At 72.9% G+C, this 24,915-nt stretch carries 24 protein-coding genes and 1 pseudogene; 16 read left to right on the top strand and 9 right to left on the bottom strand.

Annotation, left to right across the window (positions count from 1 at the left end; translation table 11 throughout):
* The first annotated feature begins 136 nt into the window (after positions 1 to 136).
* The 7 genes from infB to GXW83_RS27105 all read left to right on the top strand — a co-directional run bounded on the left by infB (position 137) and on the right by GXW83_RS27105 (position 11,248).
* Positions 137 to 3,262: a translation initiation factor IF-2 gene (infB, locus tag GXW83_RS27135; protein WP_182445689.1), complete on the top strand. Its 3,126-nt coding sequence runs from the start codon at positions 137 to 139 to the stop codon at positions 3,260 to 3,262.
* A 125-nt stretch (positions 3,263 to 3,387) separates the two neighbouring features.
* Entirely contained in the window at positions 3,388 to 3,684 is a 297-nt protein-coding gene (locus GXW83_RS27130; protein WP_182445688.1) for a DUF503 domain-containing protein, read from the top strand.
* Between the two features lie 213 nt (positions 3,685 to 3,897).
* The gene (gene rbfA, locus GXW83_RS27125) at positions 3,898 to 4,377 is read left to right on the top strand and encodes a 30S ribosome-binding factor RbfA (protein ID WP_182445687.1); all 480 of its coding nucleotides are present in this window, start codon (positions 3,898 to 3,900) and stop codon (positions 4,375 to 4,377) included.
* 2 nt (positions 4,378 to 4,379) lie between these two features.
* The gene (locus tag GXW83_RS27120) at positions 4,380 to 5,519 is read left to right on the top strand and encodes a bifunctional oligoribonuclease/PAP phosphatase NrnA (RefSeq protein WP_182445686.1); all 1,140 of its coding nucleotides are present in this window, start codon (positions 4,380 to 4,382) and stop codon (positions 5,517 to 5,519) included.
* 62 nt (positions 5,520 to 5,581) lie between these two features.
* On the top strand, positions 5,582 to 6,490 hold the full coding sequence (gene truB, locus GXW83_RS27115) for a tRNA pseudouridine(55) synthase TruB (RefSeq protein WP_182445685.1): 909 nt from the start codon (positions 5,582 to 5,584) through the stop codon (positions 6,488 to 6,490).
* A gap of 216 nt (positions 6,491 to 6,706) precedes the next feature.
* The gene (locus GXW83_RS27110) at positions 6,707 to 10,273 is read left to right on the top strand and encodes a serine protease (RefSeq protein ID WP_182445684.1); all 3,567 of its coding nucleotides are present in this window, start codon (positions 6,707 to 6,709) and stop codon (positions 10,271 to 10,273) included.
* Positions 10,274 to 10,306: 33 nt separating this feature from the next.
* Entirely contained in the window at positions 10,307 to 11,248 is a 942-nt protein-coding gene (locus tag GXW83_RS27105) for a bifunctional riboflavin kinase/FAD synthetase (RefSeq protein ID WP_182445683.1), read from the top strand.
* A gap of 92 nt (positions 11,249 to 11,340) precedes the next feature.
* Here GXW83_RS27105 and GXW83_RS27100 read toward each other — a convergent pair whose 3' ends face one another.
* A complete protein-coding gene (locus GXW83_RS27100; protein WP_182445682.1) occupies positions 11,341 to 11,697 on the bottom strand; it encodes a DUF805 domain-containing protein in 357 nt (118 codons plus the stop codon).
* A 54-nt stretch (positions 11,698 to 11,751) separates the two neighbouring features.
* On the opposite strand from GXW83_RS27100, the gene GXW83_RS27095 reads away from it, so the two are divergent.
* Positions 11,752 to 12,126, top strand: coding sequence for a hypothetical protein (locus tag GXW83_RS27095; RefSeq protein WP_182445681.1), 375 nt, complete (start codon positions 11,752 to 11,754; stop codon positions 12,124 to 12,126).
* On the opposite strand, the gene GXW83_RS27090 is transcribed toward GXW83_RS27095, so the two are convergent.
* From GXW83_RS27090 to GXW83_RS27080, 3 genes are all read right to left on the bottom strand, one after another.
* Entirely contained in the window at positions 12,114 to 13,010 is an 897-nt protein-coding gene (locus tag GXW83_RS27090) for an acyl-CoA thioester hydrolase/BAAT C-terminal domain-containing protein (protein ID WP_225447280.1), read from the bottom strand. The two genes, GXW83_RS27095 and GXW83_RS27090, sit on opposite strands and share 13 nt — an antisense overlap.
* A gap of 339 nt (positions 13,011 to 13,349) precedes the next feature.
* Positions 13,350 to 13,838, bottom strand: a complete 489-nt coding sequence (locus GXW83_RS27085; RefSeq protein ID WP_182445680.1) for a GNAT family N-acetyltransferase — start codon at positions 13,836 to 13,838, stop codon at positions 13,350 to 13,352.
* Positions 13,839 to 14,054: 216 nt separating this feature from the next.
* The gene (locus GXW83_RS27080; protein ID WP_225447557.1) at positions 14,055 to 14,672 is read right to left on the bottom strand and encodes a recombinase family protein; all 618 of its coding nucleotides are present in this window, start codon (positions 14,670 to 14,672) and stop codon (positions 14,055 to 14,057) included.
* Positions 14,673 to 14,941: 269 nt separating this feature from the next.
* Here GXW83_RS27080 and GXW83_RS27075 point away from each other — a divergent pair, with 269 nt between their 5' ends.
* The 5 genes and pseudogenes from GXW83_RS27075 to GXW83_RS34955 all read left to right on the top strand — a co-directional run bounded on the left by GXW83_RS27075 (position 14,942) and on the right by GXW83_RS34955 (position 17,707).
* The gene (locus tag GXW83_RS27075) at positions 14,942 to 15,568 is read left to right on the top strand and encodes an ArsR/SmtB family transcription factor (protein ID WP_370466782.1); all 627 of its coding nucleotides are present in this window, start codon (positions 14,942 to 14,944) and stop codon (positions 15,566 to 15,568) included.
* Positions 15,565 to 16,071: an MFS transporter gene (locus GXW83_RS27070; protein WP_182445677.1), complete on the top strand. Its 507-nt coding sequence runs from the start codon at positions 15,565 to 15,567 to the stop codon at positions 16,069 to 16,071. The genes GXW83_RS27075 and GXW83_RS27070 overlap by 4 nt, the downstream gene beginning before the upstream one ends.
* Positions 15,987 to 16,796, top strand: coding sequence for an MFS transporter (locus GXW83_RS27065; protein ID WP_182445676.1), 810 nt, complete (start codon positions 15,987 to 15,989; stop codon positions 16,794 to 16,796). Before GXW83_RS27070 ends, GXW83_RS27065 begins: the two co-directional genes overlap by 85 nt.
* Positions 16,797 to 16,857: 61 nt before the next feature.
* Positions 16,858 to 17,319, top strand: a pseudogene (locus GXW83_RS35455) (DUF4158 domain-containing protein); the annotation flags it as partial.
* A gap of 13 nt (positions 17,320 to 17,332) precedes the next feature.
* Positions 17,333 to 17,707, top strand: coding sequence for a DUF4158 domain-containing protein (locus GXW83_RS34955; protein ID WP_182445675.1), 375 nt, complete (start codon positions 17,333 to 17,335; stop codon positions 17,705 to 17,707).
* Here GXW83_RS34955 and GXW83_RS27050 read toward each other — a convergent pair.
* Both GXW83_RS27050 and GXW83_RS27045 read right to left on the bottom strand, forming a co-directional pair.
* Positions 17,695 to 18,807: a UDP-N-acetylmuramate dehydrogenase gene (locus GXW83_RS27050; RefSeq protein ID WP_182445674.1), complete on the bottom strand. Its 1,113-nt coding sequence runs from the start codon at positions 18,805 to 18,807 to the stop codon at positions 17,695 to 17,697. The two genes, GXW83_RS34955 and GXW83_RS27050, sit on opposite strands and share 13 nt — an antisense overlap.
* 32 nt (positions 18,808 to 18,839) lie before the next feature.
* Positions 18,840 to 20,021 (bottom strand): hypothetical protein, encoded by a 1,182-nt coding sequence (locus GXW83_RS27045; RefSeq protein ID WP_225447278.1) that lies wholly within the window; start codon positions 20,019 to 20,021, stop codon positions 18,840 to 18,842.
* Between the two features lie 631 nt (positions 20,022 to 20,652).
* On the opposite strand from GXW83_RS27045, the gene GXW83_RS27040 reads away from it, so the two are divergent.
* Positions 20,653 to 20,880: a hypothetical protein gene (locus tag GXW83_RS27040; RefSeq protein ID WP_182445672.1), complete on the top strand. Its 228-nt coding sequence runs from the start codon at positions 20,653 to 20,655 to the stop codon at positions 20,878 to 20,880.
* Positions 20,877 to 21,158, top strand: a complete 282-nt coding sequence (locus tag GXW83_RS27035; protein ID WP_182445671.1) for a hypothetical protein — start codon at positions 20,877 to 20,879, stop codon at positions 21,156 to 21,158. Before GXW83_RS27040 ends, GXW83_RS27035 begins: the two co-directional genes overlap by 4 nt.
* A gap of 182 nt (positions 21,159 to 21,340) precedes the next feature.
* On the opposite strand, the gene GXW83_RS27030 is transcribed toward GXW83_RS27035, so the two are convergent.
* From GXW83_RS27030 to GXW83_RS27020, 3 genes are read right to left on the bottom strand one after another with little or no spacing between them, the layout of a single operon-like run.
* The gene (locus tag GXW83_RS27030) at positions 21,341 to 22,066 is read right to left on the bottom strand and encodes a tyrosine-protein phosphatase (protein WP_182445670.1); all 726 of its coding nucleotides are present in this window, start codon (positions 22,064 to 22,066) and stop codon (positions 21,341 to 21,343) included.
* Positions 22,063 to 22,557 carry an FBP domain-containing protein gene (locus tag GXW83_RS27025; RefSeq protein ID WP_182445669.1) on the bottom strand — a complete coding sequence of 165 codons (495 nt, stop codon included), beginning with the start codon at positions 22,555 to 22,557 and terminating at the stop codon, positions 22,063 to 22,065. The genes GXW83_RS27030 and GXW83_RS27025 overlap by 4 nt, the downstream gene beginning before the upstream one ends.
* A gap of 40 nt (positions 22,558 to 22,597) precedes the next feature.
* A complete protein-coding gene (locus GXW83_RS27020; RefSeq protein ID WP_182445668.1) occupies positions 22,598 to 24,043 on the bottom strand; it encodes an MFS transporter in 1,446 nt (481 codons plus the stop codon).
* A gap of 167 nt (positions 24,044 to 24,210) precedes the next feature.
* Between GXW83_RS27020 and GXW83_RS27015 the strand changes: the two genes are divergently transcribed.
* A complete protein-coding gene (locus GXW83_RS27015) occupies positions 24,211 to 24,849 on the top strand; it encodes a TetR/AcrR family transcriptional regulator C-terminal domain-containing protein (RefSeq protein WP_182445667.1) in 639 nt (212 codons plus the stop codon).
* Positions 24,850 to 24,915 lie beyond the last annotated feature (66 nt).

Here is a 24,915-nt window from a genome sequence, read left to right as displayed (position 1 = left end):
TGCTTGGTGGCTGAGCAAGGTACCTCGCGAGTTCGAAAGTAGGTCGAGATTGCGATGAGCACTCGATGAGTACGCGATGAGTACGAGCATGAAGTAGCGACGGTCCGGCGGAACACCCGGACCTCAAAGGAGCGAAGTGGCTAAGGTCCGGGTATACGAACTCGCCAAGGATTTGGGCGTTGAGAGCAAGGTCGTCATGGCCAAGCTCCAAGAGCTGGGTGAGTTCGTCCGTTCGGCGTCCTCGACGATCGAGGCGCCTGTCGTACGAAAGTTGGAAGTTGCCTTCGGCGGGTCGGCGAGCCCCGCCAAGCCGGCGGCGGCGAGCAAGCCGGCGCCCCCCAGGCCCGCTGGTGCCGCGCCCTCCCCGGCGCCGCGCCCCGGTGCCCCGCGCCCCGCGACGCCCGGCGCCCCGCGTCCGGCCGCCCCGGGCCCGCGTCCGGTGGCCGCCGAGGCCGCCCCGGCCGCGCCCGCGGCTCCGGCTCCGGCCGCGCCGCGTCCGGCCGCCGGTCCGCGCCCCGCAGCGCCCGCCCCGCGTCCGGTGGCCCCGGCCGCCGAGTTCTCGGCTCCGGCTCCGGCCGCCGAGTCCCCGGCCGCGCCGGCCCCCGCCGCGCCGCGTCCGGCCGCCGGTCCGCGCCCCGGGGCTCCGGCGCCGCGGCCCGCCGCGACCCCGGGCGCCCGCCCGTCGGGCCCGCGTCCCGGCAACAACCCCTTCACGTCCAGCAACACCGGCATGTCGCGCCCCGGTGCGCGTCCGGCCGGTCCGGGCGGCGAGCGCTCCGGCGCTCCGCGTCCGGGCGGCGACCGTCCCGGCGGTGCTCCGCGTCCCGGTGGCGACCGTCCCGAGCGCTCCGGCGCTCCGCGTCCGGGCGGCGACCGTCCCGGTGGCGCTCCGCGTCCCGGTGGCGACCGTCCCGAGCGCTCCGGGGCCCCGCGTCCCGGCGGCGACCGTCCGGCGCGTCCGGGCAGTGACCGTCCCGGCGCTCCCGGCGGGATGCCGCGTCCGCAGGGCGGCCCCCGCCCCGGCGGGCCGAGCCCGTCCGGCATGCCCCGCCCCAACCCGGGCATGATGCCGCAGCGTCCGGCTGCTCCCGGCGGCCCGGGTCGTCCCGGCCCCGGCGGTCGTGGCCCCGGTGGTCCCGGTGGCCGTTCGGCCGGTCCGGGCGGCGCCGGTGGCGCGCGTCCCGGCTTCCAGGGCCGTCCGGCCGGTCCGGGCGCCCGCCCGGCCGGCGGCGGCTTCGCCGGTCGCCCGGGTGGCGGCGGCGGTGGCGGCGGCTTCGGCCCGCGTCCCGGCGGCTTCGGCGGTCGGCCCGGTGGCCCGGGTGCCCGTGGCGGCACGCAGGGCGCGTTCGGTCGCGGCCCGAACGGCCGTCCGGCGCGTGGGCGCAAGTCCAAGCGCCAGCGTCGTCAGGAATACGAGTCGATGCAGGCGCCGTCGATCGGTGGCGTGATGCTGCCCCGCGGCAACGGCCAGACGGTCCGTCTGTCGCACGGCGCTTCGCTGACCGACTTCGCCGAGAAGATCAACGCCAACCCGGCCGCGCTCGTCTCGGTGATGCTCAACCTCGAGCAGATGGTCACCGCGACCCAGTCCGTCCCGGACGAGACGCTGCAGCTGCTCGCGGACGAGATGGGCTTCGTCCTGGAGATCGTCAGCCGTGACGACGAGGACCGCGAGCTGCTGGAGTCGTTCGACATCGAGTTCGGTGAGGACGAGGGCGACGAGGCGATGCTGCTTCCGCGCCCGCCGGTGGTCACCGTCATGGGTCACGTCGACCACGGCAAGACCCGCCTGCTCGACGCGATCCGCAAGACCAACGTGGTCGCGGGCGAGGCCGGCGGCATCACCCAGCACATCGGTGCCTACCAGGTGGCGGCGGAGGTGAACGGCGAGGAGCGCCGCATCACCTTCATCGACACCCCCGGTCACGAGGCGTTCTCCGCCATGCGTGCCCGTGGTGCCAAGTCCACCGACATCGCCATCCTGGTGGTCGCGGCCAACGACGGCGTCATGCCGCAGACGGTCGAGGCGTTGAACCACGCCCAGGCCGCCGGCGTGCCGATCGTGGTCGCGGTCAACAAGATCGACGTCGAGGGCGCCGACCCGACCAAGGTCCGCGGCCAGCTGACCGAGTTCGGCCTGGTGGCCGAGGAGTACGGCGGCGACACCATGTTCGTCGACATCTCCGCCCGCCAGGGCCTCAACATCGACCAGCTGCTCGAGGCCGTCGTCCTGACCGCCGACGCCTCGCTGGACCTGCGCGCCAACCCCGAGCAGGACGCCCAGGGCATTGCGATCGAGGCCCACCTGGACAAGGGACGCGGCGCCATGGCGACCGTCCTGGTCCAGCGCGGAACGCTCCGCGTCGGCGACTCCATCGCCGTCGGCGACGCCCACGGTCGCGTCCGCGCCATGCTGGACGAGAACGGCAAGAACGTCTCCGAGGCGGGCCCGTCCCGTCCGGTGCTGCTGCTCGGTCTCACCTCGGTGCCCCGCGCCGGCGACAGCTTCATCGTCGTCGACGACGACCGCACCGCCCGGCAGATCGCCGAGAAGCGTTCGGCCCGTGACCGCAACGCCATGTTTGCCCGCCGTCCGATGCGGATCTCCCTGGAGAACCTGGACAAGGCGATCGCGGCCGGCGGCATCCAGGAACTCAACCTGATCATCAAGGGTGACGTCTCCGGTTCCGTGGAGGCCCTGGAGGACGCCCTGGTCAAGCTGGACGTCGGCGAAGAGGTCGAGCTGCGCATCCTGCACCGCGGTGTGGGTGCGATCACCGAGTCCGACGTCGACCTGGCCATGGGCTCCGAAGCCATCATCATCGGCTTCAACGTCCGTGCCGAGGGCCGCGCCCGTACGGCGGCCGACAAGGAAGGCGTGGACGTCCGGTACTACTCGGTCATCTACCAGGCGATCGAGGAGATCGAGGCGGCGCTCAAGGGCCTGCTCAAGCCGGAGTACGAGGAGGTGCGCCTCGGTTCCGCGGAGGTGCGCGAGGTCTTCCGCTCCAGCAAGTTCGGCAACATCGCGGGTGTCATCGTCCGCGAGGGCCTGCTGCGCCGCAACGCCAAGGCCCGCCTCATCCGCGACGGAAAGGTCGTGGCGGAGTCCCTCACCATCGAGGGCCTGCGCCGCTTCAAGGACGACGCGACCGAGGTCCGCGAGGGCTTCGAGGCCGGTGTCACGCTGGGGTCGTTCAACGACATCAAGGTGGACGACGTCATCGAGACCTTCGAGATGCGCGAGAAGCCGCGCGCGTAGTCCGGCGCTTCGGGCGGGGCCGGTCCGGCACGGAAACGTGTCGACCGGCCCCGGCCGTCTGTCGTAGCGTGGCGGCCTGAAGGCACCATTCCTCTAGGCCCGCAGGCCGGCCTGGCCTGATACACATGTTTGTAGGAACGCTCACCTTCGACCTGCTCCTCGGCGACGTCCACTCGCTGAAGGAGAAGCGGTCGATCGTCCGGCCCATCGTGGCCGAACTGCAGCGCAAGTACAGCGTCTGCGCCGCGGAGACCGGCAGCCAGGAGCTGCACCGGCGGGCCGAGATCGGCCTGGCGGTGGTCTCTGGGGAGGCCGGCTTCGTCAGCGAGGTCCTGGACGGCTGCGAGCGGCTGGTCTCCGGCCGCCCCGAGGTCCAGCTGCTGGCGGCCCGCCGCCGGCTGCGGGACGACGAGGACGAGTAGCCGCCGGTCGCCGTGGGCGATCGGGGGTGGACCCGTGGTGACAGCGGGAACGACTGTTGTCGACAGCACAACCAGACAAGGCATCCCTAGGTGGATGCATCCGGGTACTGTGCCTCCCGGGGGACGCCCCCGGACGCCGAGGTGCCCAGGCCCGGAGACCGATGGGCGCTCCGCTCACCGACAGGTGCGGAGCCCACAGCACGAGGAGGACCAGTGACCGACACCGCGAGGGCTCGCAAGCTCGCCGACCGCATCCGGGTGGTCGTCGCGGAGACCCTGGAACGGCGGATCAAGGACCCGCGGCTGGGCTTCGTGACCATCACCGACACCCGGCTCACCGGCGACCTGCGCGAGGCCACCGTCTTCTACACGGTCTACGGCGACGAGACCGAGCGCGCCGCCTCCGCGGCCGCACTGGAGAGCGCCAAGGGCGTCCTGCGCACCGAGGTCGGACGCCAGACCGGGGTGCGCTTCACGCCCTCGCTGACGTTCGTCGCCGACGCCATCCCGGACACCGCCCGGCACCTGGACGACCTGCTCGTCCGGGCCCGGCAGCAGGACGCCGAGGTGCGCAGCGTGGCCGTCGGCAAGTCCTACGCCGGGGACGCCGACCCGTACCGCAAGCCCGGTGAGGACGACGACCTCGACGATCTGGACGACGCGGACGACGACGCCGACTCCGAGGACGAGTAGCCATGTCCGGTGCGAAGCCCACGGGGGCGCCCTCCATCACGGTGGCGGGCGCCCCCGTGGTGCCTTCTCCGCGCACCGAGCCCGCCCGGCCGCCGGCCCCGGCCGATCCGGCTGCCGCTGCGGCCCCTGCGGCTCCCACGGAGCAGGACTGGCAGCGGCTGGTCGACATGATCGGCCGGGCCGGCTCGATCGACCTGGTCTGCCATGTGCTGCCGGACGGCGACGCCCTGGGCTCCGCCCTGGCCGCCGGGCTGGCGCTGCGCTCCCTGGGCCGCACCCTCCGGGTCTCCTTCGGCGACGACCCGCAGGTGGTGCCCGCGTCGCTGCAGTTCCTGCCCGGCCTGGAGCTGCTGGTCCCGGCCCGGGAGGTGCCCGCCGAGCCCGAGCTGATGATCACCTTCGACGTGGCCGACCCGCAGCGGCTCGGACTGCTCCGGACCAAGGCCGAGGCTGCCCGGGAGCTGGTCGTCCTGGACCACCACGCCTCCAACGCCGGATTCGGCACCCACCGGCTGATCGACCCGGCCGCCCCGGCCACCGCCGTCCTGGTGGACGAGCTGCTGCGGCGCCTCGGCGTCCCGCTGGACCGCTCCATCGCCACCTGCCTGTACACCGGCGTCGCCACCGACACCGGCTCGTTCCGCTACGCCGCCACCACCCCGGCCACCCACGAGCTGGCCGCCCGGCTGCTCGCCACCGGGCTGCGGCACGACCTGATCTCGCGGCGGCTGTGGGACACCCAGTCCTTCGGCTACCTCAAGGTCCTGGCCGCCGCGTTGCAGCGGGCCGAGTTCGAGCCGGCCGCCGCCGGCGGCCTCGGCTTCGTCTGGACCTGGGTGCCGCACGCCGACCTGCTCGCCCACGGCGTGCTGCCGGAGGAGATCGAGGGCCTGATCGACGTCGTCCGCAAGGCGGCCGAGGCCGAGGTCGTGCTGGTGCTCAAGGAGGACCCGGACGGCAGCCTGCGCGGCTCCTCCCGGGCCAAGGGCGCGGTCGACGTCGCGGCGGCCTGCCAGACCCTCGGCGGCGGCGGGCACGCCTACGCGGCGGGCTTCACCTCCCACGACGGCGTCCCCGCCACCGTGGCCCGCTTCCGCGCCGCCCTGGCGCCCCGCACCACCAGCCCCACCGCCGCCCTCTGAGCGGCCCCACCGGCCGGGCGCCGCTGGAGCGCCCGCGTGCCCATCCACCGAAAGACGGATCGTTGAAGCGCAAGGGAACGGGCCCCGACGGCCTGGTCATCGTGGACAAGCCGGCCGGGATCACCTCCCACACCGTGGTCTCCCGGATCCGCCGACTGGCGGGCACCCGCAAGGTCGGCCACGCCGGGACGCTGGACCCGATGGCGACCGGCGTCCTGGTCATCGGCTGCGAGCGGGCCACCCGGCTGCTCGGCCACCTGGCCCTGACCAGCAAGACCTACGAGGCCACCATCCGGCTCGGCCAGGCCACCGTCACCGACGACGCCGAGGGGGAGGTCACCGCCACGGCCTCCACCGCCGGCGTCGCGCCGGAGGCGGTCGCGGCCGGGATCGCCGCGCTGACCGGGGACATCCTGCAGACCCCGTCCAAGGTCAGCGCCATCAAGGTCGACGGCAAGCGCTCCTACAGCCGGGTCCGGGACGGCGAGGAGGTCGAGCTGGCCGCCCGCCCGGTCACCGTCTCCCGCTTCGAGGTGCACCGGCGGCGCGAGGCCCTGGCCGAGGACGGCACCCCGCTGATCGACCTGGACGTGACCGTCGACTGCACCTCCGGCACCTACATCCGGGCCCTGGCCCGCGACCTCGGCGACGGCCTCGGCGTCGGCGGCCACCTCACCGCGCTGCGCCGCACCCGGGTCGGCCCCTACACGGTCGCGGGCGCGCACACCCTGGAGGCCCTGGAGACCGGCTTCGCCGACGCCGTCCTGCCCATCGCCGACGCGGCCGCCGCCGCATTCCCCCGCTGGGACGTCGACGCCGAGCAGGCCCGGCTCCTGGTCAACGGCGTCCGCATCGCCGCCCCCGGCCTGGACGCCACCGACCCCATCGCGGTCTTCGATCCCGACGGCCGCTTCCTGGCCCTGATCGAGGAGCACCAAGGCAAAGCCCGCTCCCTCGCCGTCTTCGTCTGACCCGGCCCGCGCCCCGGCGCCGCACAACGGGGTACGTCCGCCCGACCGGTCACACGCCCTTCACACAGGTTCACCCGGACGGGCGGGCGCGCGGGGTGAAGGAGGGGGGTGTGCGGGGCGTGGGGGGTCGGCGGTGACGGGGAGCGGGCAGCCTCCGGTCAGGTAACGACCGGGCGGGGGTGGGCGGTGCAGCGCGCCGAGGAGGCTGCGGTACGGGTGGGCGATCTCGCCGGGCGGGCCCGGGGGACGGCCTTTCACGTGGACCACCAGGGCACCCTGCTCACCAGCCACGAGGTGGTCGACGGCCTGCCGGACCTGCTGCTGACCTGGCCCGGCGGCGCCACCCGGCGGCTCGACGCCGCCGACGTCACGCCGCTGCCGGAGCTGGGGCTCGCCCTGCTGCACACCGACGCCGTCCTGCCGCCGCTGCCGCTCGCCGTCGGCCGGGGCACCCGGCTGGTGTCGCTGCCGCTGGCCGACCACGCTTTGCAGGGCGGCATCACCGCCCCGGTCACCGCCCGCTACGCCGCCACCGACCGGTGGCACCTGATCGCGGACGTGTGGCAGCTGGAACTCGCCCAGGCCCCCTACGGACTGCCGGTGCAGGCCGCCGGGACGCCGGTGCTGGACGCCGAGACCGGGGCGGTGGTCGCCGTCGCCACCGTCGCCCTGCGCGGCCGCCACCGGGGCTGCGTCCTGGCCGTGCCGCTGGGCTCCGCCGCCGCCCACCCGGCCGTCGCCGACCTGCTCGCCCGCAACGCCGCCACCGTCCCGGCGCACGGCCGGGCGCTCAACCTCGCCGGGGTGCTGGACCTGTGCGCGGCCACCCTCGGGCCGGTGGCCCAGCTCGTCGCCGACCGGGCCGACCGCCCCGACGGCCTGCCCGCCGCGTACCCCGGCTTCGCCGGGCAGGAGCGGCCGGTGCTCGCCCTGGTCGGCGACCCCGGCAGCGGCCGCACCACCGAGCTGGCCGCGCTCGCCCTGCAACGGGCCGAGGCCGCCCACCGGCTGCCCACCGTCCGGCTGCGCGGCGCCGACCTGCACGCCGAGGACGGCTCGCTCCTGGACGCCGTCGGCCGCGCGCTGCTCCGGGCCGAGCAGGCGGTCCGCACCGGCGCGACCGTCGCCACCGGCGCGGAGCCGCGGCAGGCGTGCCGGGTGGCCGCCGCCGCGCACCGCCCGCTGCTGGTCCTGCTGGACGCCCCCGAGGAGATGCCGCCCGGGCTCTACGAACGCCTGGACGAGTGGAGCGCGGAGACCGGGCGGCAGCTGCGGCAGACCGGTGCCCGGCTGGTCATCGGCTGCAGCCCCGAGTACTGGGAACACGCCGGGACGCTCTTCTCCGTCGAGGACGTCCACGGCACCGACGACGTCCACGGCGCCGGCACCCCACCCTGCCTCCGCCTCGGCCCCCTCCCCGCCGAAACCGCCCCCGCCGCCGCCCTCCGCCACCACCTCACCCCCACCGGCCCCCGCCCCGCCGGCGCACCATGGACCCCACCGGAGCCAGGCAGCTGGACGCCGACCGGTCCCGGCCGCGCGGCCGGGGCGGCGCCCGGGCCCGGCGCGGCCGACTGGGCGGCCCATGGCCCGGGTGGCGCGTCGTGGGTACCGCCGGAGGCGGGGCCGTCGGACTGGGCGCAATCGGGGCCTGACCCAGACCTCGGCCCCGGGGCCGGTTTCGGTCGTGCGGCTGGGGCGGCGTCCGGGCCCGGGGCTGCCGACGGGTCCGCCCACGGCCCAAGCGGCGCGTCGTGGGTACCGCCGGAGCCAGGGCCGGGCGGCTGGGCGTGCTTCGGGCCGGGCCGTATGGCGCCGCCCGGGGCGGGTGGGGGTGGGCGGCTTTTTGCTGATCCGGGGTTGGAGCGGCATCCGCTGGCGCTGCGGTTGCTTGCCGAGATCCGTGCGGCCACCCCGGCGCTGCCGGGCAGTGCCGCGCCGACGCGGGCGCAACTGCTCGGCGCGCGGGTCGATCTGGCCTGCCTGCGCATCGCCGAGCGCCTGCTGCCGCCACCCCCGACGCCGCCCGCGTCGTCCCCGTCCCCGGGCCGGGCCCGCGCCGCCGCCCAGGCCCCCGCGTCCGGCGGCGGCACCCGGCGGCTGCGGGCGGCCCGCTATCTGGCGGCGGCCGTCGCCGGGCGGGTGCACGAGGCCGCCCGGCGGATGCTCGGGCCCGGCGGGGGCACGCTCGGGCGGACCGACTTCGACGAGTTGTTCCCGCCCGTCGGCGGCTGGGCCCGGGCGGTCCTCGCCGAGGGCCTGCTCGTCCCGGCCGGGCCGGGCTACCGCTTCGCCCACGAGGAGCTGTCGGAGTGGCTCCAGGGCGGCCACCTCGACCTCGGCACCGCGCTGGACGCGCTGCTCGGCGACGGCCCCGGCCTGCCGCCCGTGCCCGCGCCGGGCCCCCGGCCCGCGCCGGTCGCCCGGGGCGCGCACCGGCGCGGGGGACCGCGCGGGCAGGCCGTGCCCGCGCCGCCCCCGCCCTGCCCGCCGCCCGCGCCGCGCCCGCTGCCGTACCACCGGATCGGCCCGGTGCGCGAGGCCCTGCTGCGCCTGGCCGAGGAGCCGGACGACGATCCGGGCACGCTCGACGCCTGGCTCAGCCGCCTGGTGCTGCGGCTGGACGGCCCGGACGCCGCGCCCCCCGGCAGCGACGCGTACTGGTGGAGCAGCCGGCTGCTGACGTCCGTGCTGCTGCGGCTGCCGGACGCCCGCCCGCACCTGCCGCTGCTGCGCGCCCTCGCCGAGCGGATGGCGTACCGCGCCGCCGAGACCGGGGAGCAGCCGCTGCCGCCGGCGTTCTGGACGCAGCTGCCGCTGCCCGTGCCCGACCTGGTCGAGCTGCTGCGGCTGCCGGTGCGCGGCGACGGGCCCGAGCCGCTGGACGCCGTCGCCCGGCTGATCCGCAGCGACCCGGCCGCCGCGCTGCCCGCGCTGTGCGCCTGGCTGCGGGACGAGCGGGTGGCCGCCACCGCCGTCCGGCTGCTGCGGGCGCACCGGCGGATCGCCCTGGACGACCTGACCGAGGCGCTGGTGCAGGCCGCGCACCCGCGCGCCGACGCGCTGCTGGGCGAGCTGGGCGTCACCGAGCCGTCGGCGATGTGCCGGGCGGTCGACCGCTGGGTGCACGACCCGCGCCCGGAGCGCCATGTGGCGGCGGCCGTGCACGGGCCCGCCGTCCGCGCCGCCACCGAGGCCGACCGCCGACTGCTGCGGTTCGCCGCCGAGGCGCTGCTGGCCCGGGAGACCGAGGAGAAGCTGCACGGCGCGGCCCTGGCGCTGCTCGTCGCCGACCCGGCCGGCCGCGAGCGGCACCTGCCGGCCGCCGTCGCCCGCTACGCCGCCGCCGACCCGCTGCTGCGCCCGCAGCACCTCGCCCCGGCGCTGGACACCCACCCCGCGCCGGTGCTGGCCGCCTTCGCGGCCCGGCTGGCCCAGCCGGGGGAGGAGGCCGCCGCCGTGCTGCTGACCCTGGGCGCGACCCCGGCGCCGCGCGCCCAGGCCGCCGCCGCCCGGCTGGTCGGCGACCACCTGGCCCGCCGCCCGGAGTCCGCCGCGCAGGTCGCCGCCTGGCTCGACGCCCGCAGTCGGCACACGCCGGATGAGCGCGCGACGCTGCTGCCCTTCGTCCGCCGCCTGGCCGCCGAGCAGCCCGAGGCGGTGCGCGCGGTGTTCGCGGCGGCGCTGGCCGCCGACCCCGCACCGCTCGGACGGGAACTGCTGGCGGCGCTGCGGGCGGCCGAGCCGATGCGGGTCGGGGACCGGGCGCATGGCAGGCTATAGGGGTAACGGACATACGAACGAGGAGCGGTCAGGGTGCAGCGCTGGCGTGGGCTGGAGGAAGTCCCCGGGGACTGGGGGCGCAGCGTCGTCACCATCGGCTCCTTCGACGGGGTGCACCGGGGACATCAACTGATCATCGGACGGGCGGTCGAGCGGGCCCGGGCCGAGGGCGCGCACTCGGTCGTGGTGACCTTCGACCCGCACCCCAGCGAGGTCGTCCGCCCCGGCAGCCACCCGCCGCTGCTGGCGCCGCACCACCGCCGTGCGGAGCTGATGGCGGACCTCGGCGTGGACGCCGTGCTGGTGCTGCCGTTCACGCTGGCCTTCTCGCAGCTGTCGCCGGAGGACTTCGTCCGGCAGGTGCTGGTGGACTCGCTGCACGCGGCGGTCGTCGTGGAGGGCCCCAACTTCCGCTTCGGGCACCGGGCTTCGGGCAGCGTCGAGATGCTGGCCGAGCTGGGCCGGGGCTACGGCTTCACGGTGGAGCTGCTCGACCTCACCGTGCACGGCTCGCTCGGCGCGGGCACGCCGTTCTCGTCCACGCTGGCCCGGCGGCTGGTCGCCGAGGGCGACGTGAGCGGCGCGGCGGAGGTGCTGGGCCGCCCGCACCGTGTCGAGGGCACGGTGGTGCGCGGGGCCCAACGCGGACGCGAACTCGGCTACCCCACCGCCAATGTGGAGACCCTGCCGCACACCGCGATCCCCGCCGACGGCGTGTACGCGGGCTGGCTGACGGCCGACAGCGAGCGCATGCCGGCCGCGATCTCGGTGGGCACCAACCCGACGTTCGACGGCACCAGCCGCACCGTCGAGGCGTACGCCATCGACCGGGTCGGGCTGGACCTGTACGGCCTGCACGTCAGCGTGGACTTCCTGGCGTACCTGCGCGGCATGGAGAAGTTCGACACCATCGACGCGCTGCTCGACCGGATGGCCGACGACGTCAAGCAGGCCCGGGAGTTGACCGGCTGCTGAGGCCCGGTCGGGAACGCGCAGTGGCCCTCCCCGCTACGGCGGGAAGGGCCACTGTCATGTCCGGCCGCTGTGCGCTGCGCCGGTCGGTCCGGTCAGTACTGCGGCTGCAGTTCCTTCGGGTTCGGCCCGTACTGGTTCTCGCCCGGCGTGCTGTCGGAGACGTCGAAGACGATCAGGATGATCCAGCCGATGATCGGGATGATCGCTATCAGCAGCCACCAGCCGGAGCGGCCGGTGTCGTGCAGCCGGCGGATGGCGACGGCCAGGGAGGGCAGCAGCACGGCCAGCGCGTAGATGTCGCCGATCACGGAGGTGCCGATCACGGCGCCGATGATGCCGAGGACGACTGCGACAATAAAGTTGATAAGTGCAAACATCCAGAATTCAGTGCGGCGCGCGCGGCCACTGAAGCCGACGTAGTTCTTCAGTACATCCAGATACCAGTTCACGGCGTTCCTGTCGCTCAATCAGGTCAATAGTCAGACCAGGCAGGAGCAGAACATATGGCCTGGACCACCGCAGGTCAACGCATAATCGGTCTCGTTGTCATCGCATTCGCGGCGCGGTCCGATTTGGCATCATCCGTCCATCCGCCGGACACCACGCATTTCCTCCCGCCGCTCGCCGCCCGTCTGCACACCGCTGATGATGCTCCGTCAAACAGGGGAATTTTCCTGCCCATTGCGCCGAAACCCCTTCGCGCGGATGTGGCACCTCGTGGCATGAAGGACTATCAGCCAATGGACACCGTCGGCGCCGCCTCGTACGACGACGGCCACACACGGGGCGACGAGGAGATGACCGCGTTCCTGGCGCAGTCGGCAACTCGAACCCTGAACGGCCACCAGCGCAACCTCATCTCCGTCTACGCCCGCTGACCACCCCCGACCAGGGCCGCCAAGAGATGCGGCCAGGCGGCTGCGCCGAGGGCGGCGTCCTCGGCGTCCGTGCCGCCGTAGTCGAGGTGCGTGGAGGGCGTAGCGGGCGGCTCGCCCGGCAGGCGGGGGCGGTGACCGGCGAGCGGCCGCTCCACCACGACCGTGGGCAGTCCGGACGCCGCGCGGCGCTCGCGCAGGGCGTGGGCGGCGGGCAGGGAGGGCCAGGTGCGGTCGTCGCCGCCCGCGACCAGTACCACCTCCGCTGCGGTCCGCTCCAGTGGAATCGCCGCCGCCCGGCTCGGCCCGGACTGCAGCCGCAGGCTGTGCTCGTACCAGCCGAGCAGGGAGACCAGCCCTCCGGCGGGCTCCCCGGGCGCCGAGGTGTCGTCCAGCGGGACGAACGGCAGCGGCTCGCCGCGCCAGGTCCAGGACGAGCGCCACGGGTGGCTGAGCCCGTCCGCGCCGGGGCCCATGTTGGCCCAGCTGACCGAGGGCGGCGACAGCGCCACCACGGCCTCCGTCCGCCGGTCCAGCACCGACAGCCACAGCGCGGCCTCCGAGCCCTTGGAGAGCCCCAGCACGCCCAGTCGGGTCGCGCCCTCGGCCCGCAGCAGGTCCAGCCCCCGGCTGAAGGTCTCCAACGGCACCTCGCAGATGCCCGGCGGCTGCCCCGGCCCGCCGTACCAACGCATGCCCAGAGCCATCAGCCCCGCCCGCGCCAGCACCCGGCACCGCCGGAGCGTGCCCGCACCGTACGACCCGTGCAACACCAGTACTCCCGGCCGCCTGCCACCGGCGGATCCGGCCGGGCGTACGAGCACGCCCTCCCACTCCGCGCTGACTGGTTGCTCGATGATGTCCACGCCGCCGCCCCCGTTGATCATTGCCGTTCAGCGTGCCCGAGGTTACGCGACGCCTCGATGTCGGCGGGCGGGGTGTCCGGGGGTCCGGTAGGAACGGCGCAGAAAACCGGTGCTGCTGTCAAAACTTTTGACGGGCAGTAAGCGAGCCCCGGGCTCCCGGCTTGCAGTGCCCGCTCGCGGATCTCTGCCCGCCAGCGCGTCGCCCGCTGGCGGCAGGTGTATGTGCTTTACGAGGTCAGGCGGCAGCCGATGCCGACGACCGATCAGTGGCCTAGTTGATCCGCGCGGTAGAGCACGAGCTCAACTGGACGCCGTGTCGGAGGTCCACACGCCGAACCACTGCTCGGCGCCGTACTCCTCCTACCGCTCCGCCTCGGTGAATCCCAGCTTCGCCGCGAGGCGCATCGAGCGCTCGTTGGCGGTCTGGGTGTCGAGCACCACCGGCTCGCCGGGAAGCGCATTGGCGAACCAGTCGAGTGCCGCTGCACACGCCTCGGCGGCATACCCGCGTCCCCACGCCTCCGGCAGGAACATATAGCCGAGGTCGGCCTCACCGGCCTCCGGACAGACGTGACCCGGACGCTCTGCGTCACGCTGAGCGAAGGTGACCATGCCGATCATCGCTCCGTCGAGATCGACCACGAAGTAGCCCGGGCGCCGCCCGGGAATCTCAGGCACCGCGCGGTCGAGTTCGTCACGTGGTCGAGAGCCACCCATGTAGGTGCCCACCTCTGGCGAGGCGAAGAGCTCGACGAAGGCCGCACGGTCCCGGGCCTCAGATTCACGGAGCACGAGACGCTCGGTCCTGATCGGGGCAGGTGGCCAGGCAACGGATCCGAGTGCAGTCATGGCGGCCAATTCCTCTCGACGGCAGTAACACCAGGAGACGGTGCCGCAGAGGGGGACGCGCCTGCCGAGTGATCCAGTTCCTTGTCAACGGGTCCGCCAACCCGTCGCCGTGCCCAGGGGACTGGCTCTGTCATCGGTGGCACCGGCAACGAGCGTCTGGCCCGGTCAGGCCACTGCCGGTCCTGCCCTGTCTGGCCCTGGTCCTATTCGTAGGGCTCAGTGGGGCGTGGCAGCGTCGAAGCCCCCGCCCCGGCCAGGGCGGGGGCGACCTTCCTTGAGCTCGAGGACGTACTTGTAGATGGTGTTGCGCGAGACGCCGAGGAGCTTAGCGATGGAGACGACGGTGTTCTCGGGGCGGGTGAGCAGGTCGCGGGCGTGGCGGATCTGCTCGGGGGCCATGGCGGCGGGGCGGCCCAGGCGGGAGCCGCGGGCACGGGCGGCATCCAGGCCCTCGTTGGTGCCCTGGACGATGAGTTCGCGGATGAACTCCGCGAGGGCGGCGAAGACGTGGAAGACCAGCCTGCCGCCGGGGGTGGTGGTGTCCAGGCTCTCGTGCAGCGAAGTGAAGCCGATCCCTCGCTTGCGCGGGCCGGAGACCAGGGAGATGAGGTCCTGGATGGAGCGGCCCAGGCGGTCCAGGCAGGGCACGACGAGGGTGTCGCCGCGGCGAAGGTAGTCCAGGGCCTTCCACAGCTCCTCGCGCTCGGCGTTCTTGCCGGACTTCTTGTCGGAGAAGATGCGGATGCAGCCGGCCGCGGTGAGGGCGTGGATCTGACGGTCGAGCAGCTGTGCCTTTGTGGAAACTCGGGCGTACCCGACGAGGGCGCCAGTCAGGACGGCGGGTTCGGGTGCGAGGGGGTCGAGGTCCTGGAGGTCTCCAGCACGCCGAGAAGTGTATCCAAATCGGTCGTCGCGAGTTGTTGAGCACACAGACTTTTTGACACCGTTTCTCAGACACTTGCCCTTCCGGATCCCGCAGGTCGGCATTTCTGACTGCCCATCACATGATCTTGTTCATCAATCGTTCGATTGTGCAACAGTCCTTTGGCTGGTGATGTGGCCACCTTGTCGAGCGTAGTGTTTCGAGCGTAGTCTCTCGAAACATGTCTCTCGAAGAATCACGTCAGCCCTCAGTCCACCCTGGGGCTGACGCGCGTCCGGTCCGTCCACTTGCGGACCCCAAGACGATGAGGGCGGTGGCGCATCCGACTCGGCTCGCGCTCTTGGAAGCGCTTGCCCAGCACCAACCGCTCACGGCGACGGAAGCCGCCGAGATGATCGGGGAAACCCCGACGAACTGCGCGTTCCACCTGCGGACCCTGGCCAAGTACGGCTTCGTCGAGGAAGCCGGTGACGCACCCGGCCGACGCCGACCGTGGCGGCTCAAGCACATCGGCTTCTCCTTCGGCGAGCCCTCAGAGGACGCGGAGATGTCGCACGCCTCCGAGGCCCTGGCCCACCTGCTGTGGGGGACGTGGCTCAACCGGGCGAGCATGGTCAACGCCCGCCGCTCCCAGTTCTCAGGTGCCTGGCAGCAGGTGACCAGCGGCATCGAAAACCTGGCCTACGTCACGCCCGATGAAGCCGAGCAGCTGAACGCCGACCTGCTGCAGGTTCTCGACCGCTACCGGGACCGCCTGGAGGACCCGTCGCGTCGCCCGGCCGAGAGCATGCCGGTCGAGCTGCTCCTGTTCAGCTACCCGCTCGACGCGACCAAGCCGGAGGCATGACCACGATGCGAAAGCTGCTGGCGGACCGCAACGCCCGGCTCTACATAGCCGGGCAGATCCTCTCGACCTTCGGAGACTCGGCGCTGTGGCTGGCCCTGGGTATCTGGATCGAGATGCTCACCGGGAGTGCCTCGGCTGCGGGCCTGTCGTTCTTCATGTTCGCGCTCGGCACGCTGGCCGGGCCGGTCGGAGGCGTACTCGCCGACCGGATGCGCCGCCGACCGCTGCTGATCGCCACCAACCTGGCCACCGCTGGGCTGGTCCTGCTCCTGCTGCTGGTCCAGGACCGTGGCCAGGTGTGGCTGATCTACGCGGTGATGTTCGGCTACGGCTTGTCCGCCAGTGTGCTGGGGCCGGCGCAGACCGGCCTGCTGCAGACCGTGGTCCCCGAGGAGCTTCTCGGGGACGCGACAGCGCCATGCAGACGGCAGAGTGGGGACTGCGGCTGGTCACGCCCCTCCTCGGCGCCGCGCTGCTCGCGGCTTTCGGCGCGACTCCGGTGATCATCGGTGATGTGGTGACCTTCCTGGTCGCCGTCGCCACCCTGCTCGCCCTGCGCGTGCGCGACGAGCCGTCGACACCGTCCGAGCAGCACTGGCTGGCCGACGCGGCTGCCGGTGTCCGCCACATCCGCGACACCGCTGCCCTGCGGCAACTCACCATGGTCGGCGCGCTGATCATGATCGTATTCGGGCTTTCGGAAACGACTGTCTTCGCCGTGGTCAGCCAGGGGCTGCACCGCCCGGACGCCTTCCTGGGGGTCCTCATCTCAGCGCAGGGGGCTGGCGCGGTCGCCGCCGGCCTCACGGCAGCCGCGCTGATGCGGCGTCTCAGCGAAGGCATCCTTGTCGCCTTGGGCCTGGCCTGTGCCACGGTCGGGTTCCTGCTGCTGGCAGCGTCCTCGACGCCGGCCGTGCTCGTGGGCGCCGCGCTCATCGGCTCAAGCCTGCCGTGGATCACTGTCGGCATCATGACCCTCTTTCAGCGACGCACACCGCCAGAACTGATGGGCAGGACGGATGCGGCACTCAACCTGGTCCTCTCCATCCCGCAGACGGTCGCGATCGCCACAGGCGCTGCGCTGATCGCCGTCATGGACTACCGGATCGTTCTGCTGGTCATCGCGAGCCTGGCCGCCCTGTCGTCGATCTACCTGCTCACCCGACCCGAGCAGCGCCGCAGTGTCGACATCGAACCGGCAAGAACCACCGCTGACATGACCCCATAGGGCCCGCCGACAACGGCGACCGCGATGCACTGGCCCGACCCGCCCGTCTACCAGGCCGCCCGTGTGCACGGGCTGGTATCCCCCGATTCCCGGCCCCCGCGCACTTCTCGGCTGCGATCATCGCGCGCGAATCGAGACGAGGATCAAGGAGTCGGGCGTGCCCACCAACTTCTCAGCGAGGAACAGCGCAGGCGCTTCGGGCGGTTCAGCGAGAATCCGACGAGGGCCAGCTCGCGGGCTCCTTCCTGCTGGACCAGACCGCGCGGCGCCGGGCCATGGCCGCGAAGGGCGCGCGGAACCGGCTCGGCTGGGCGGTCCAGCTGGGGACGTGCGCTACCTGGGCACCTTCCTGGAGGACCCCGAGGACGTACCCGGCGCCGTGGTCGACTTCGTCGCCGAGCAGTTGGGCCTGCCTACGGGCGACCCGGCCGGCTACGGGCGGATGGAACACCGTCGGGGCCACCAGGACCAGATCCGGGCGGCGTACGGCTACACCAAGTTCGAGTTCGACCAGTGGTTCGCGCTGGCCCGCTGGGATGTACCAGCGCGCCTGGATCGGCTCCGAGCGCCCGACCCTGCTGTTCGACCTAGCCACCAAGCGCCTGGTGGACAAGAAGGTGGTGCTGCCCGGGGTCACCGTGCTGGAGCGGCTGGTCTCCGGTTCGCGCGAACACGCCGAGCGCAGGCTGCCCCTCGGACTTCGCCGCGGCCATCCCGTAATCCAGGGCAGCGTCCGTGACCTCGTCCAGCGCCTGCCGGAGCTGGACGACCAGCCGCAGCAGGATCGCGGGGGCCAGATCGTCCAGGCCGACGCAGAACGCGCCACGTCCGCCTTCAGGAAGCCGATCGTCGGGTCATCGCTCACCCGGACACCCCTGGCAGCCCAGATCACTGCCCGTCAAAAGTTTTGACAGCAACGCCGGTTTTCTGCGCCGTTCCTACCGGACCCCCTGTCCCGTAGGCGCTGGTAGACGGGCTCGGTGCCGAAGAGGTCGAGTTCCGGGCGGAGCGTCACGCCCGTGCGGCGCTCCACCCGGGCCGCGACGATCGCGGCGGCCTCTGCGAATGCGCGGGCGGTGGCCGCCCCCTCGGCGACGAGGGTGAACTGCTTGCCCGAGACGCGGATCCCGGGCGCCAGCGGCTGATTGAGGACGAATCCGGATTCCCGGATCAGCCAACTTGCGCTGACGCGCGTGGACCCGTCCGGGAAGTCGTGCACCGACGCCCCGCGCGAGCGGAGCGCGGCGGCCCGGGCCGCATCGACGGCCGGGCTGAGGAAGACGCTGCCGGCCGAGCGGCTGTCGGGGTCGCCCGGGTCCAGAATCATCCCCTTGGCCCGGCGTACCGCGAGGACGGCCTGCGCTGCCTCGGCCAGTGGGACGCGGGTGCCGGGGGCGACGCCGAGGGCCTCGGTCACCATCCCGTAGTCCATCGGCCTGCTCAGCTTCGAACGGGTCAGGCGGAACGTCACCCGCAGGATGGTCCAGCGACTCGAGCCCTTGAACATGCTGGAGCGGTGGCCGAGACGGCACGCCGCCGCGTCGAAGGTCACCGCCCGGTTTGCCGCCCAGTCCCACGCCTGGACCTCGGTGAGCGTGTCGCCGACCTCCTGGCCGTAGGCGCCCACGTTCTGCACCGGCGTGGCTCCGACGGTACCGGGGATGCCGGTCAGCGTCTCCATGCCGGTGAGGCACTCCGCGACAGTGGTGTCCACCAACTCCTGCAACGGGTGCCCGGCCTCTGCGGTGATCAGCACACCGCCCCCGTCCGGAGCGTCCCTGACCCGCAGGCCCCGGGTCCGCACCCGCACCACGGGCTGACGGCACCCGTCGTCCGCCGCCAGAACGTTGCTCCCGCCGCCCAGCGTGACCGGCCGCCCGCCGCGCCCCCGGACGAACTCCACGACCTGGTCGAACGCGCGGGCCTCGCCGAACTCCACCACGGCGTCGGCGACGCCGCCGATGCCCAGGGTGGTCAGCTGCGCCAATCGGGTCAGGTGACGGACGTACACGGGTGCTCCCTTTCGAAGGCCGTGTGGTGAGCCTATTGCTCCAGAGCGCCTTTTGTACGACCGACCACCTCACGTGAAAGGGGTGAATCAATTGCAGCGAACCCCGCCTGCATGACTCGAAGTCGAACGTAGGCTCGGCCGGATATCAGTTGTTCGGCGAGGTTCAGGGCGTCATGGGCGGCGAGAACTGCTCCATCCAAGTCTCCCAGTGCAAGGCGCGCCTCAGCCAACGAAGCATTGTGGAGCATGCGATTGCGTGGCTGAGCCTCTCCGAACAACTCGAGGCCGCGCATCAGATTCTCGGCAGCAAGATCCGGGCGGTTCAACTCCAGCCAGGCGCGACCGGCGTCGGCGGCGAGTACCGCCCCGGTCACCCAGTACGCCCAGCTTGGATCCTCCGATCCGGCTCCCCCGTCGTAGGCAGCGGCAGCCTCATCGAGTGCTTTTGCGCACGCGGTGTCGTCGCGGAGTAAGGCGTGTGCACGCGCCTGCCTGGTGGCGAGGAGAGCGGGGACACGTCCCCTCTGGAGTTTACCGGCGCCCTTGCGGGCCAAGCGAACGAGTCTGAGGGCTCCTTGCTGGTTTCCTGCCCACATCGCTTGATAGCTGAGACAGGAGACGATGTTCGCGCCGAGCGCGGCATCGCCAGCGGTGTGTGCAGCATGGAGGCCGATGAGCAGGAGACGCTGCCCGAGCCCTGCCTGCCCTTGGTCCGACGCCAGCCATCCTGCCAGTTGGGCGAGTTCGGCCAGGATGCCGTGAAGGCTCAGCCCGGTGGACGCGTCGTACGAGCCGTTCTGAACCAACATCGCCGCCCAGCGGAGGTCCTGTATGACCCAGCTCAGGATCAAGGGTCCGCCCTGGGAGTCATCCAGACGCCGAAGTTGTGCGATGCGATCGCGCAATACCTCCACGACCTCTGGACTGACGAACTGCTTCCCAGCGTGCTGCCCTGATGTACCCGATGTATCAGCCGTCAGCCAGTCCACTGCCGAACCGACGAGAGCGTCAGCTGAGATCAGGGGAGGTCGTACCGCCGACACACTGCTGCAGACGTCCGCCACGAGAGCGGCGGCTTGTCGGGATCCTTGCTGGTTCCATGGAAGATCGATCGCCGAATGTTGAGCTTGAGTTGTCTCCTCGCGCGCCAGTTGCGGCCAGAGGGAGTGCGCTGTGACGTGCTCGCCAAGCTCGGTCGACAGGATTACTGCCACAACTCCGGGAAGTCGGCCGCGAGGACATGACCCCTTCAGCCACCCGTAAGGCGCTTTCGAGGTGATCGTGTCTCGTCCGCATGTCCGGTTGACCTCGCGTGCAAGCCGCTCGGCTGTCCATCCGAGGCGGTCGAGGTATGCCCCGAGCGCCGACGTATTGCTCATGGGACTCCTCTGCTCGATTGGATCACCGGTGGCCGAAGTCCAGGGTGGCACGTCCACCGTTGCTGGATGAGCCCTTCCGCGATCGTTGACCACTCCGACCGCAAACTGACCATTCTGACTGACTGCGGGATATCGGCTGACTGGTCGAAACGCTTCTACTGGAAATGATCGCCGGCGGAGGGCTCGGGGGTATTCCCCGGGGCTTGGCCCGCGACGGATTCCAAATCCATCGAGCGGGCTCGGCAGGCAATCGACTCCAACTCGCGGGGCAACAACAATACGGAGGGTTGACGACGGTGGACGACATGGCGACGCCGGGGGGCGGCTGCGGGCGGTGTGTGGAGTTGGGCGGGATGATGGAAGAGGTTTTGCGGAAGCGGGACTTGTCGGGGCAGGTGGATGTGCGGGTGCTGCGGTACCGGCATCTGGCGGAGTGTCCGGGGGCTGCCCGGGGCGGTGAGGAGCGGTGAGCGCGGGCGCGGGTGTGGACGTCGGGGCATTGGTGCGGGATGTGCGGCGGGACCGGGTCGGGGTGGTGATGGGGGAGTTGCTCGGGTTGGTGTATCTGCGACCTCCTGGAGGTGGCGTCGAATGGACCGCGCTGCAAGGGGAGTTGGAGGGAGCCGACGAGCGCGACCGGTTGCGGGCGCGGGTGGGCGAGATGAACGCGGCGAGCAGCGGGGGTGTGCTGTGAGCGGAGAGGTCCCCACGCGGTTTCGCTATCGGACGTACAACCTGCTGCGGGACGGGCCCACGCTGCCGAAGTACACCGCGGAGTGCGTCGGCGGGGACGACGCCGTTTGCGGGGCCGTGTCCGGTGAGTGGGCCGACCAGCGTGACGTGGACCGGTGGGCGGCCGCGCATGTCGCCGAGAGCGGGCACCTGCGGTTCCGCCGCAGCTTCCACGACTACGTCGAGGTCGAAGCGGCCGAGCCGCCTGCGTCGACCCGGCCTGCCCGGTCGTCCGGCTGATCGCCGGCGGCATGCCGTCCGTGCGGCCGAAGGCGGATCCGCGAGCGGTCGACGCGTTCGCCTCCGGCTGCGCCCGGACGTACCGGGAGTTCGCCAAGCGGGCCCCGCCGCGAGGCGCGGACGGCCGAGCAGGCGCGCATCGCTTCATCCTCCGTGGGGCGCGCCCGGGCGGTAGCAAGGGGTCAGGGGTCGAGGAGGTGGGTGCGGAGGCGGGGGACGAGGGTGGGGTCTGCGGCGAGGTGGTGGGTGGCGTAGGCGTGGAGGGAGCCGTAGGTGGTGGTGAGGTCGGCGAGGACGTGGGTCATGACGTCGGCCGGGGCGCGGTCGAAGCCGGGCCAGGTCGCGGTGCGGGTCGGGTGGGTGGCCTGCCAGTCGGCGATGAGCCGGGCGGTGGCGCGTTCGGTGAGGGCGAAGTCGGCGATGATGTCCTGGTCGGGGACGTCCAGCAGGCCGAGGACGAGGGCGGCCAGCAGGCCGGTGCGGTCCTTGCCGGAGGCGCAGTGGAAGACCAGCGGGGCGCTGTCGGAGGCGATGGCCTCCAGGGCCTGCCGGATCTCCTTCGCGCCGTCGAGGGCGACTTCGGCGTAGCGGTCGGCGAGGTACCGCCAGGGGTCGACGCCGGAGTCGATCACGGACTGGTCGTACGGCCGGTGCTCGATGCTGAGGTTGAGGTAGGTGAGGCCGTCGGCCTCCGGCACCCGGCCCCGGGCCTCGATCTCCCACGGGTGGCGCAGGTCGATCACGGTGCGCACGCCCAGGGCCAGGAAGCGGTCCCAGTCGGCGCCCTGGAGCTTGCCGAGCGAGTCCGACCGGTAGAGCCGCCCCCAGCGCAGCGTGCGGCCGTCGCGGGTGCGGTAGCCGCCGAGGTCGCGGAAGTTGTGCAGGCGGTCGAAGGCGATGTGTCTCACGTCAGCAGATTGTCCAGGAAGGCGGCCAGCGCGGTCATGGTGCGCGCCACCTGCTCGTCCAGGGTGAGGGACTCGTGCAGCCGCCCGCCCGGGCCGGTGGACTTGATGCCGCGCAGGTACAGCGGGCAGTCCAGGTCGCTGCAGACGTAGAGGCCGAGGGAGTTGCCCTCGCGCCCGGCCCGGCCCGCCCGGGGGGCGGTCATCAGCGAGACGCCGTCGCCGGAGTGGGTGGTGAGGCACAGCGAGCACATGCTGCGCCGCTGGAAGGCGCGGGTGCCGGAGGGGGAGCGGAGCGCCACGCCGACCAGGCGGTCGCCGTGCTCGGCGACGAGGTAACCGCGATCGGGCGCGGCCGGGTCGCGCCAGCCGAGGAAGTCCAGATCGTCCCAGCGGCGCTCGGCGAGGTCGCGCGGCACGGCGAGGCGCTTGGCGTCACCCTTGGAGCAGTTGACGAAGGACGCGCGAATGTCCTGTTCGGTGACGGGCTTCATGCGTCGGACGGTACTTTTCCGAGCGGCGCGGGGCAAACGTTTATGCGTCCCCGCCCGGACGGGGACGGGCGCGCAGGCCGAGCGAGGCCAGGCCCGCGAGCAGGATGACGGCGGCGTTGGCGAGCAGGGCGGCCCGGTAGCCGTCCAGGGTGCTGTGGCCGCGCGCGGCTGTACTGGCGACGGTGACCAGGACGGCGAGCCCGGTCGCGCCGCCGATCTGCCGGGCGGTGTTGAGCAGGCCGGAGGCGGCTCCGGCGTCCCGGGGGTCGACCCCGGCCGTGGCCAGGGCGGTCGTCGGCAGCAGCATCAGGCTCACGCCCGCGCCGATGACCAGCGTCGCCCCGAGCAGATGCCCGGCGTACGCGGGGTGCGCGGGCAGCCGGGAGAGCCAGGCCAGTCCGGCGGCGGCGGTCAGCGAGCCGCCGAGCAGCAGCCTGCGCGGTCCGACCAGCGGGACCAGGCTGCGCGAGGCCAGGCCGCCCGCGACCAGCACGGCCGTCATCGGCAGCATGGCCAGGCCCGTCCGCAGCGCGCTGTAGTGCAGCACCTGCTGCAGGTAGAGCGAGAGGAAGTACAGGGCGCCGGTCATGGTGACGCCCAGGCAGGCCATGACCGCGTTGCCGATCACCAGGTTGCGCTGCCGGACGAGCAGCGGCGGCACCAGCGGCTGGGCGCTGCGCAACTCGACGGCGGCGAACGCGGCGATCAGCACGGCCGCGGCCGCCAGCGGCGCCAGGACCGTCACCGACCCCCAGCCGTGCGCGTCGGCCTGGGAGATGCCGTAGCTCAGCGCCCCGGTGCCGAGGGTGACGGCGAGCGCGCCGGGCAGGTCGATGCCGGTCCGGCGGCCGCCGGTGGGCGCGGACAGCAGCGCGGTGGCGCTGACGGCGAGCAGCGCGACGCCGATGGGCAGGTTGACGAAGAACACCCAGCGCCAGTTCAGCTCGGCGGTGAGGACGCCGCCGAGGACGACGCCGACGCAGCCGGCCGCGCCGCCCATCATGCTCCACAGGGCCAGCGCCTTGCCGCGCCGGACCGGGTCGGGGTGCCCGGCGGTGATCAGGCTGAGGCTGGTGGGCGCGAGCGCGGCCGCCCCGGCCCCCTGGACGATCCGGGCGGCCAGCAGCACGGTCGCGCTGTCGGCCAGGCCGCCGACCAGGGCGGCCCCGGTGAAGACGACCAGGCCGACCTGGAAGATCCGCTTGCGGCCGAACAGGTCCCCGGCGCGGGCGGCGACCATCAGCAGCCCGCCGAGGGCGATCAGGTAGCCGTTGACGACCCACTGCTGCGTGTCGGCGGACAGCCGCAGCCCGGCGCGCATGGCGGGCAGCGCCACGGTCACGATCGTGGAGTCCAGGACGACCATGAACTGGGCCAAGCAGGCGATGGCCACGACGACGCCGACGGGCACGCCCGGGCGAAGGACGGCGGGGGGAGCGGCGGCGGAGGCGGAGGCCGGTGGTGCGGTGGTGCGGGGCTGGGACATCGGGGCGGGCTCCTTCTGCTGGGCTTCTGCTGGGCGCACGGATGTGGAAACATCGTTCACGGTGAACGTTGTTCACAGTGAACGGCGTTCACATTAGGTAGGGTCGTCCCTGCTGTCAATGGCAGCTGTCGACGGCGCCGGCCCACGGCGCGGAGAGAGGTGGCCCGATGCTGCTGCGACGCGCGGACGTCCTGCGCGGGGCACTGGAACTGCTCGACGCCGAAGGGCTCGACGGGCTCACCATGCGCAAACTCGGCGCGGCCCTGAACGTCCAGGCCGGCGGGCTGTACCGGCACTTCGCCAACAAGGAGGCCCTGCTCGACGCGATGGCCGACCAACTGCTCGAGGGCGTCGGTGCGCCGCTGCCGCCCGGCCCCTGGCAGGAGCAGGTCCGCACGCTCGGGCAGCGGCTGCGCGCCGCGCTGCTGGCCCGCCGCGACGGGGCCCGGGTCGTCGCCGGCACCTATGTGACCGGGGGCACCACCCTCGGCGTGGGCGCGGCCGTGGTCGACGTCCTCTGCACGGCCGGGCTGCCGGCCGACGAGGCCGGGTGGATCACCTTCGCGCTGTTCTACTACGTCCTCGGCCACACCATCGAGGAGCAGGCGCAGGCGCGGCTGCCGGTGCACGACGACTGGCCGAGCCGGCTGGGCAGGTCCGACGACACCGTCTCGCCGGACTTCGCCACGGCGCTGCGGGCGGTGGTCGCGGCCGACCCGGGCGAGCGGTTCCGCTACGGCCTGGACGTCTTCCTCGACGGCCTGGCCCTGCGCGTCCACGGCCGCCCCGCGCCGCCGCAGGAGTAGCCCCCCGGGCAGGGCTGACCCGGGCGGCGTGAAAAGACCGACCCGCAGCGGCTGTTGAGCCCGCTG

The organism is Streptacidiphilus sp. PB12-B1b (assembly GCF_014084125.1).
Taxonomy (GTDB): domain Bacteria; phylum Actinomycetota; class Actinomycetes; order Streptomycetales; family Streptomycetaceae; genus Streptacidiphilus.
Note: the sequence above shows the minus strand (reverse complement) of the source record. Positions and strands in the feature narration are given on the sequence as shown.

Coding starts and splice junctions, on each gene's coding strand:
- GXW83_RS27130 (WP_182445688.1), top strand. CDS start 3,388: ATGTTTGTAGGAACGCTCACCTTCGACCTGCTCCTCGGCGACGTCCAC.
- GXW83_RS27120 (WP_182445686.1), top strand. CDS start 4,380: ATGTCCGGTGCGAAGCCCACGGGGGCGCCCTCCATCACGGTGGCGGGC.
- GXW83_RS27095 (WP_182445681.1), top strand. CDS start 11,752: ATGGCCTGGACCACCGCAGGTCAACGCATAATCGGTCTCGTTGTCATC.
- GXW83_RS27090 (WP_225447280.1), bottom strand. CDS start 13,010: ATGATCAACGGGGGCGGCGGCGTGGACATCATCGAGCAACCAGTCAGC.
- GXW83_RS27085 (WP_182445680.1), bottom strand. CDS start 13,838: ATGACTGCACTCGGATCCGTTGCCTGGCCACCTGCCCCGATCAGGACC.
- GXW83_RS27075 (WP_370466782.1), top strand. CDS start 14,942: ATGTCTCTCGAAGAATCACGTCAGCCCTCAGTCCACCCTGGGGCTGAC.
- GXW83_RS27070 (WP_182445677.1), top strand. CDS start 15,565: ATGACCACGATGCGAAAGCTGCTGGCGGACCGCAACGCCCGGCTCTAC.
- GXW83_RS27065 (WP_182445676.1), top strand. CDS start 15,987: ATGCAGACGGCAGAGTGGGGACTGCGGCTGGTCACGCCCCTCCTCGGC.
- GXW83_RS34955 (WP_182445675.1), top strand. CDS start 17,333: ATGTACCAGCGCGCCTGGATCGGCTCCGAGCGCCCGACCCTGCTGTTC.
- GXW83_RS27025 (WP_182445669.1), bottom strand. CDS start 22,557: ATGAAGCCCGTCACCGAACAGGACATTCGCGCGTCCTTCGTCAACTGC.
- GXW83_RS27020 (WP_182445668.1), bottom strand. CDS start 24,043: ATGTCCCAGCCCCGCACCACCGCACCACCGGCCTCCGCCTCCGCCGCC.
- GXW83_RS27015 (WP_182445667.1), top strand. CDS start 24,211: ATGCTGCTGCGACGCGCGGACGTCCTGCGCGGGGCACTGGAACTGCTC.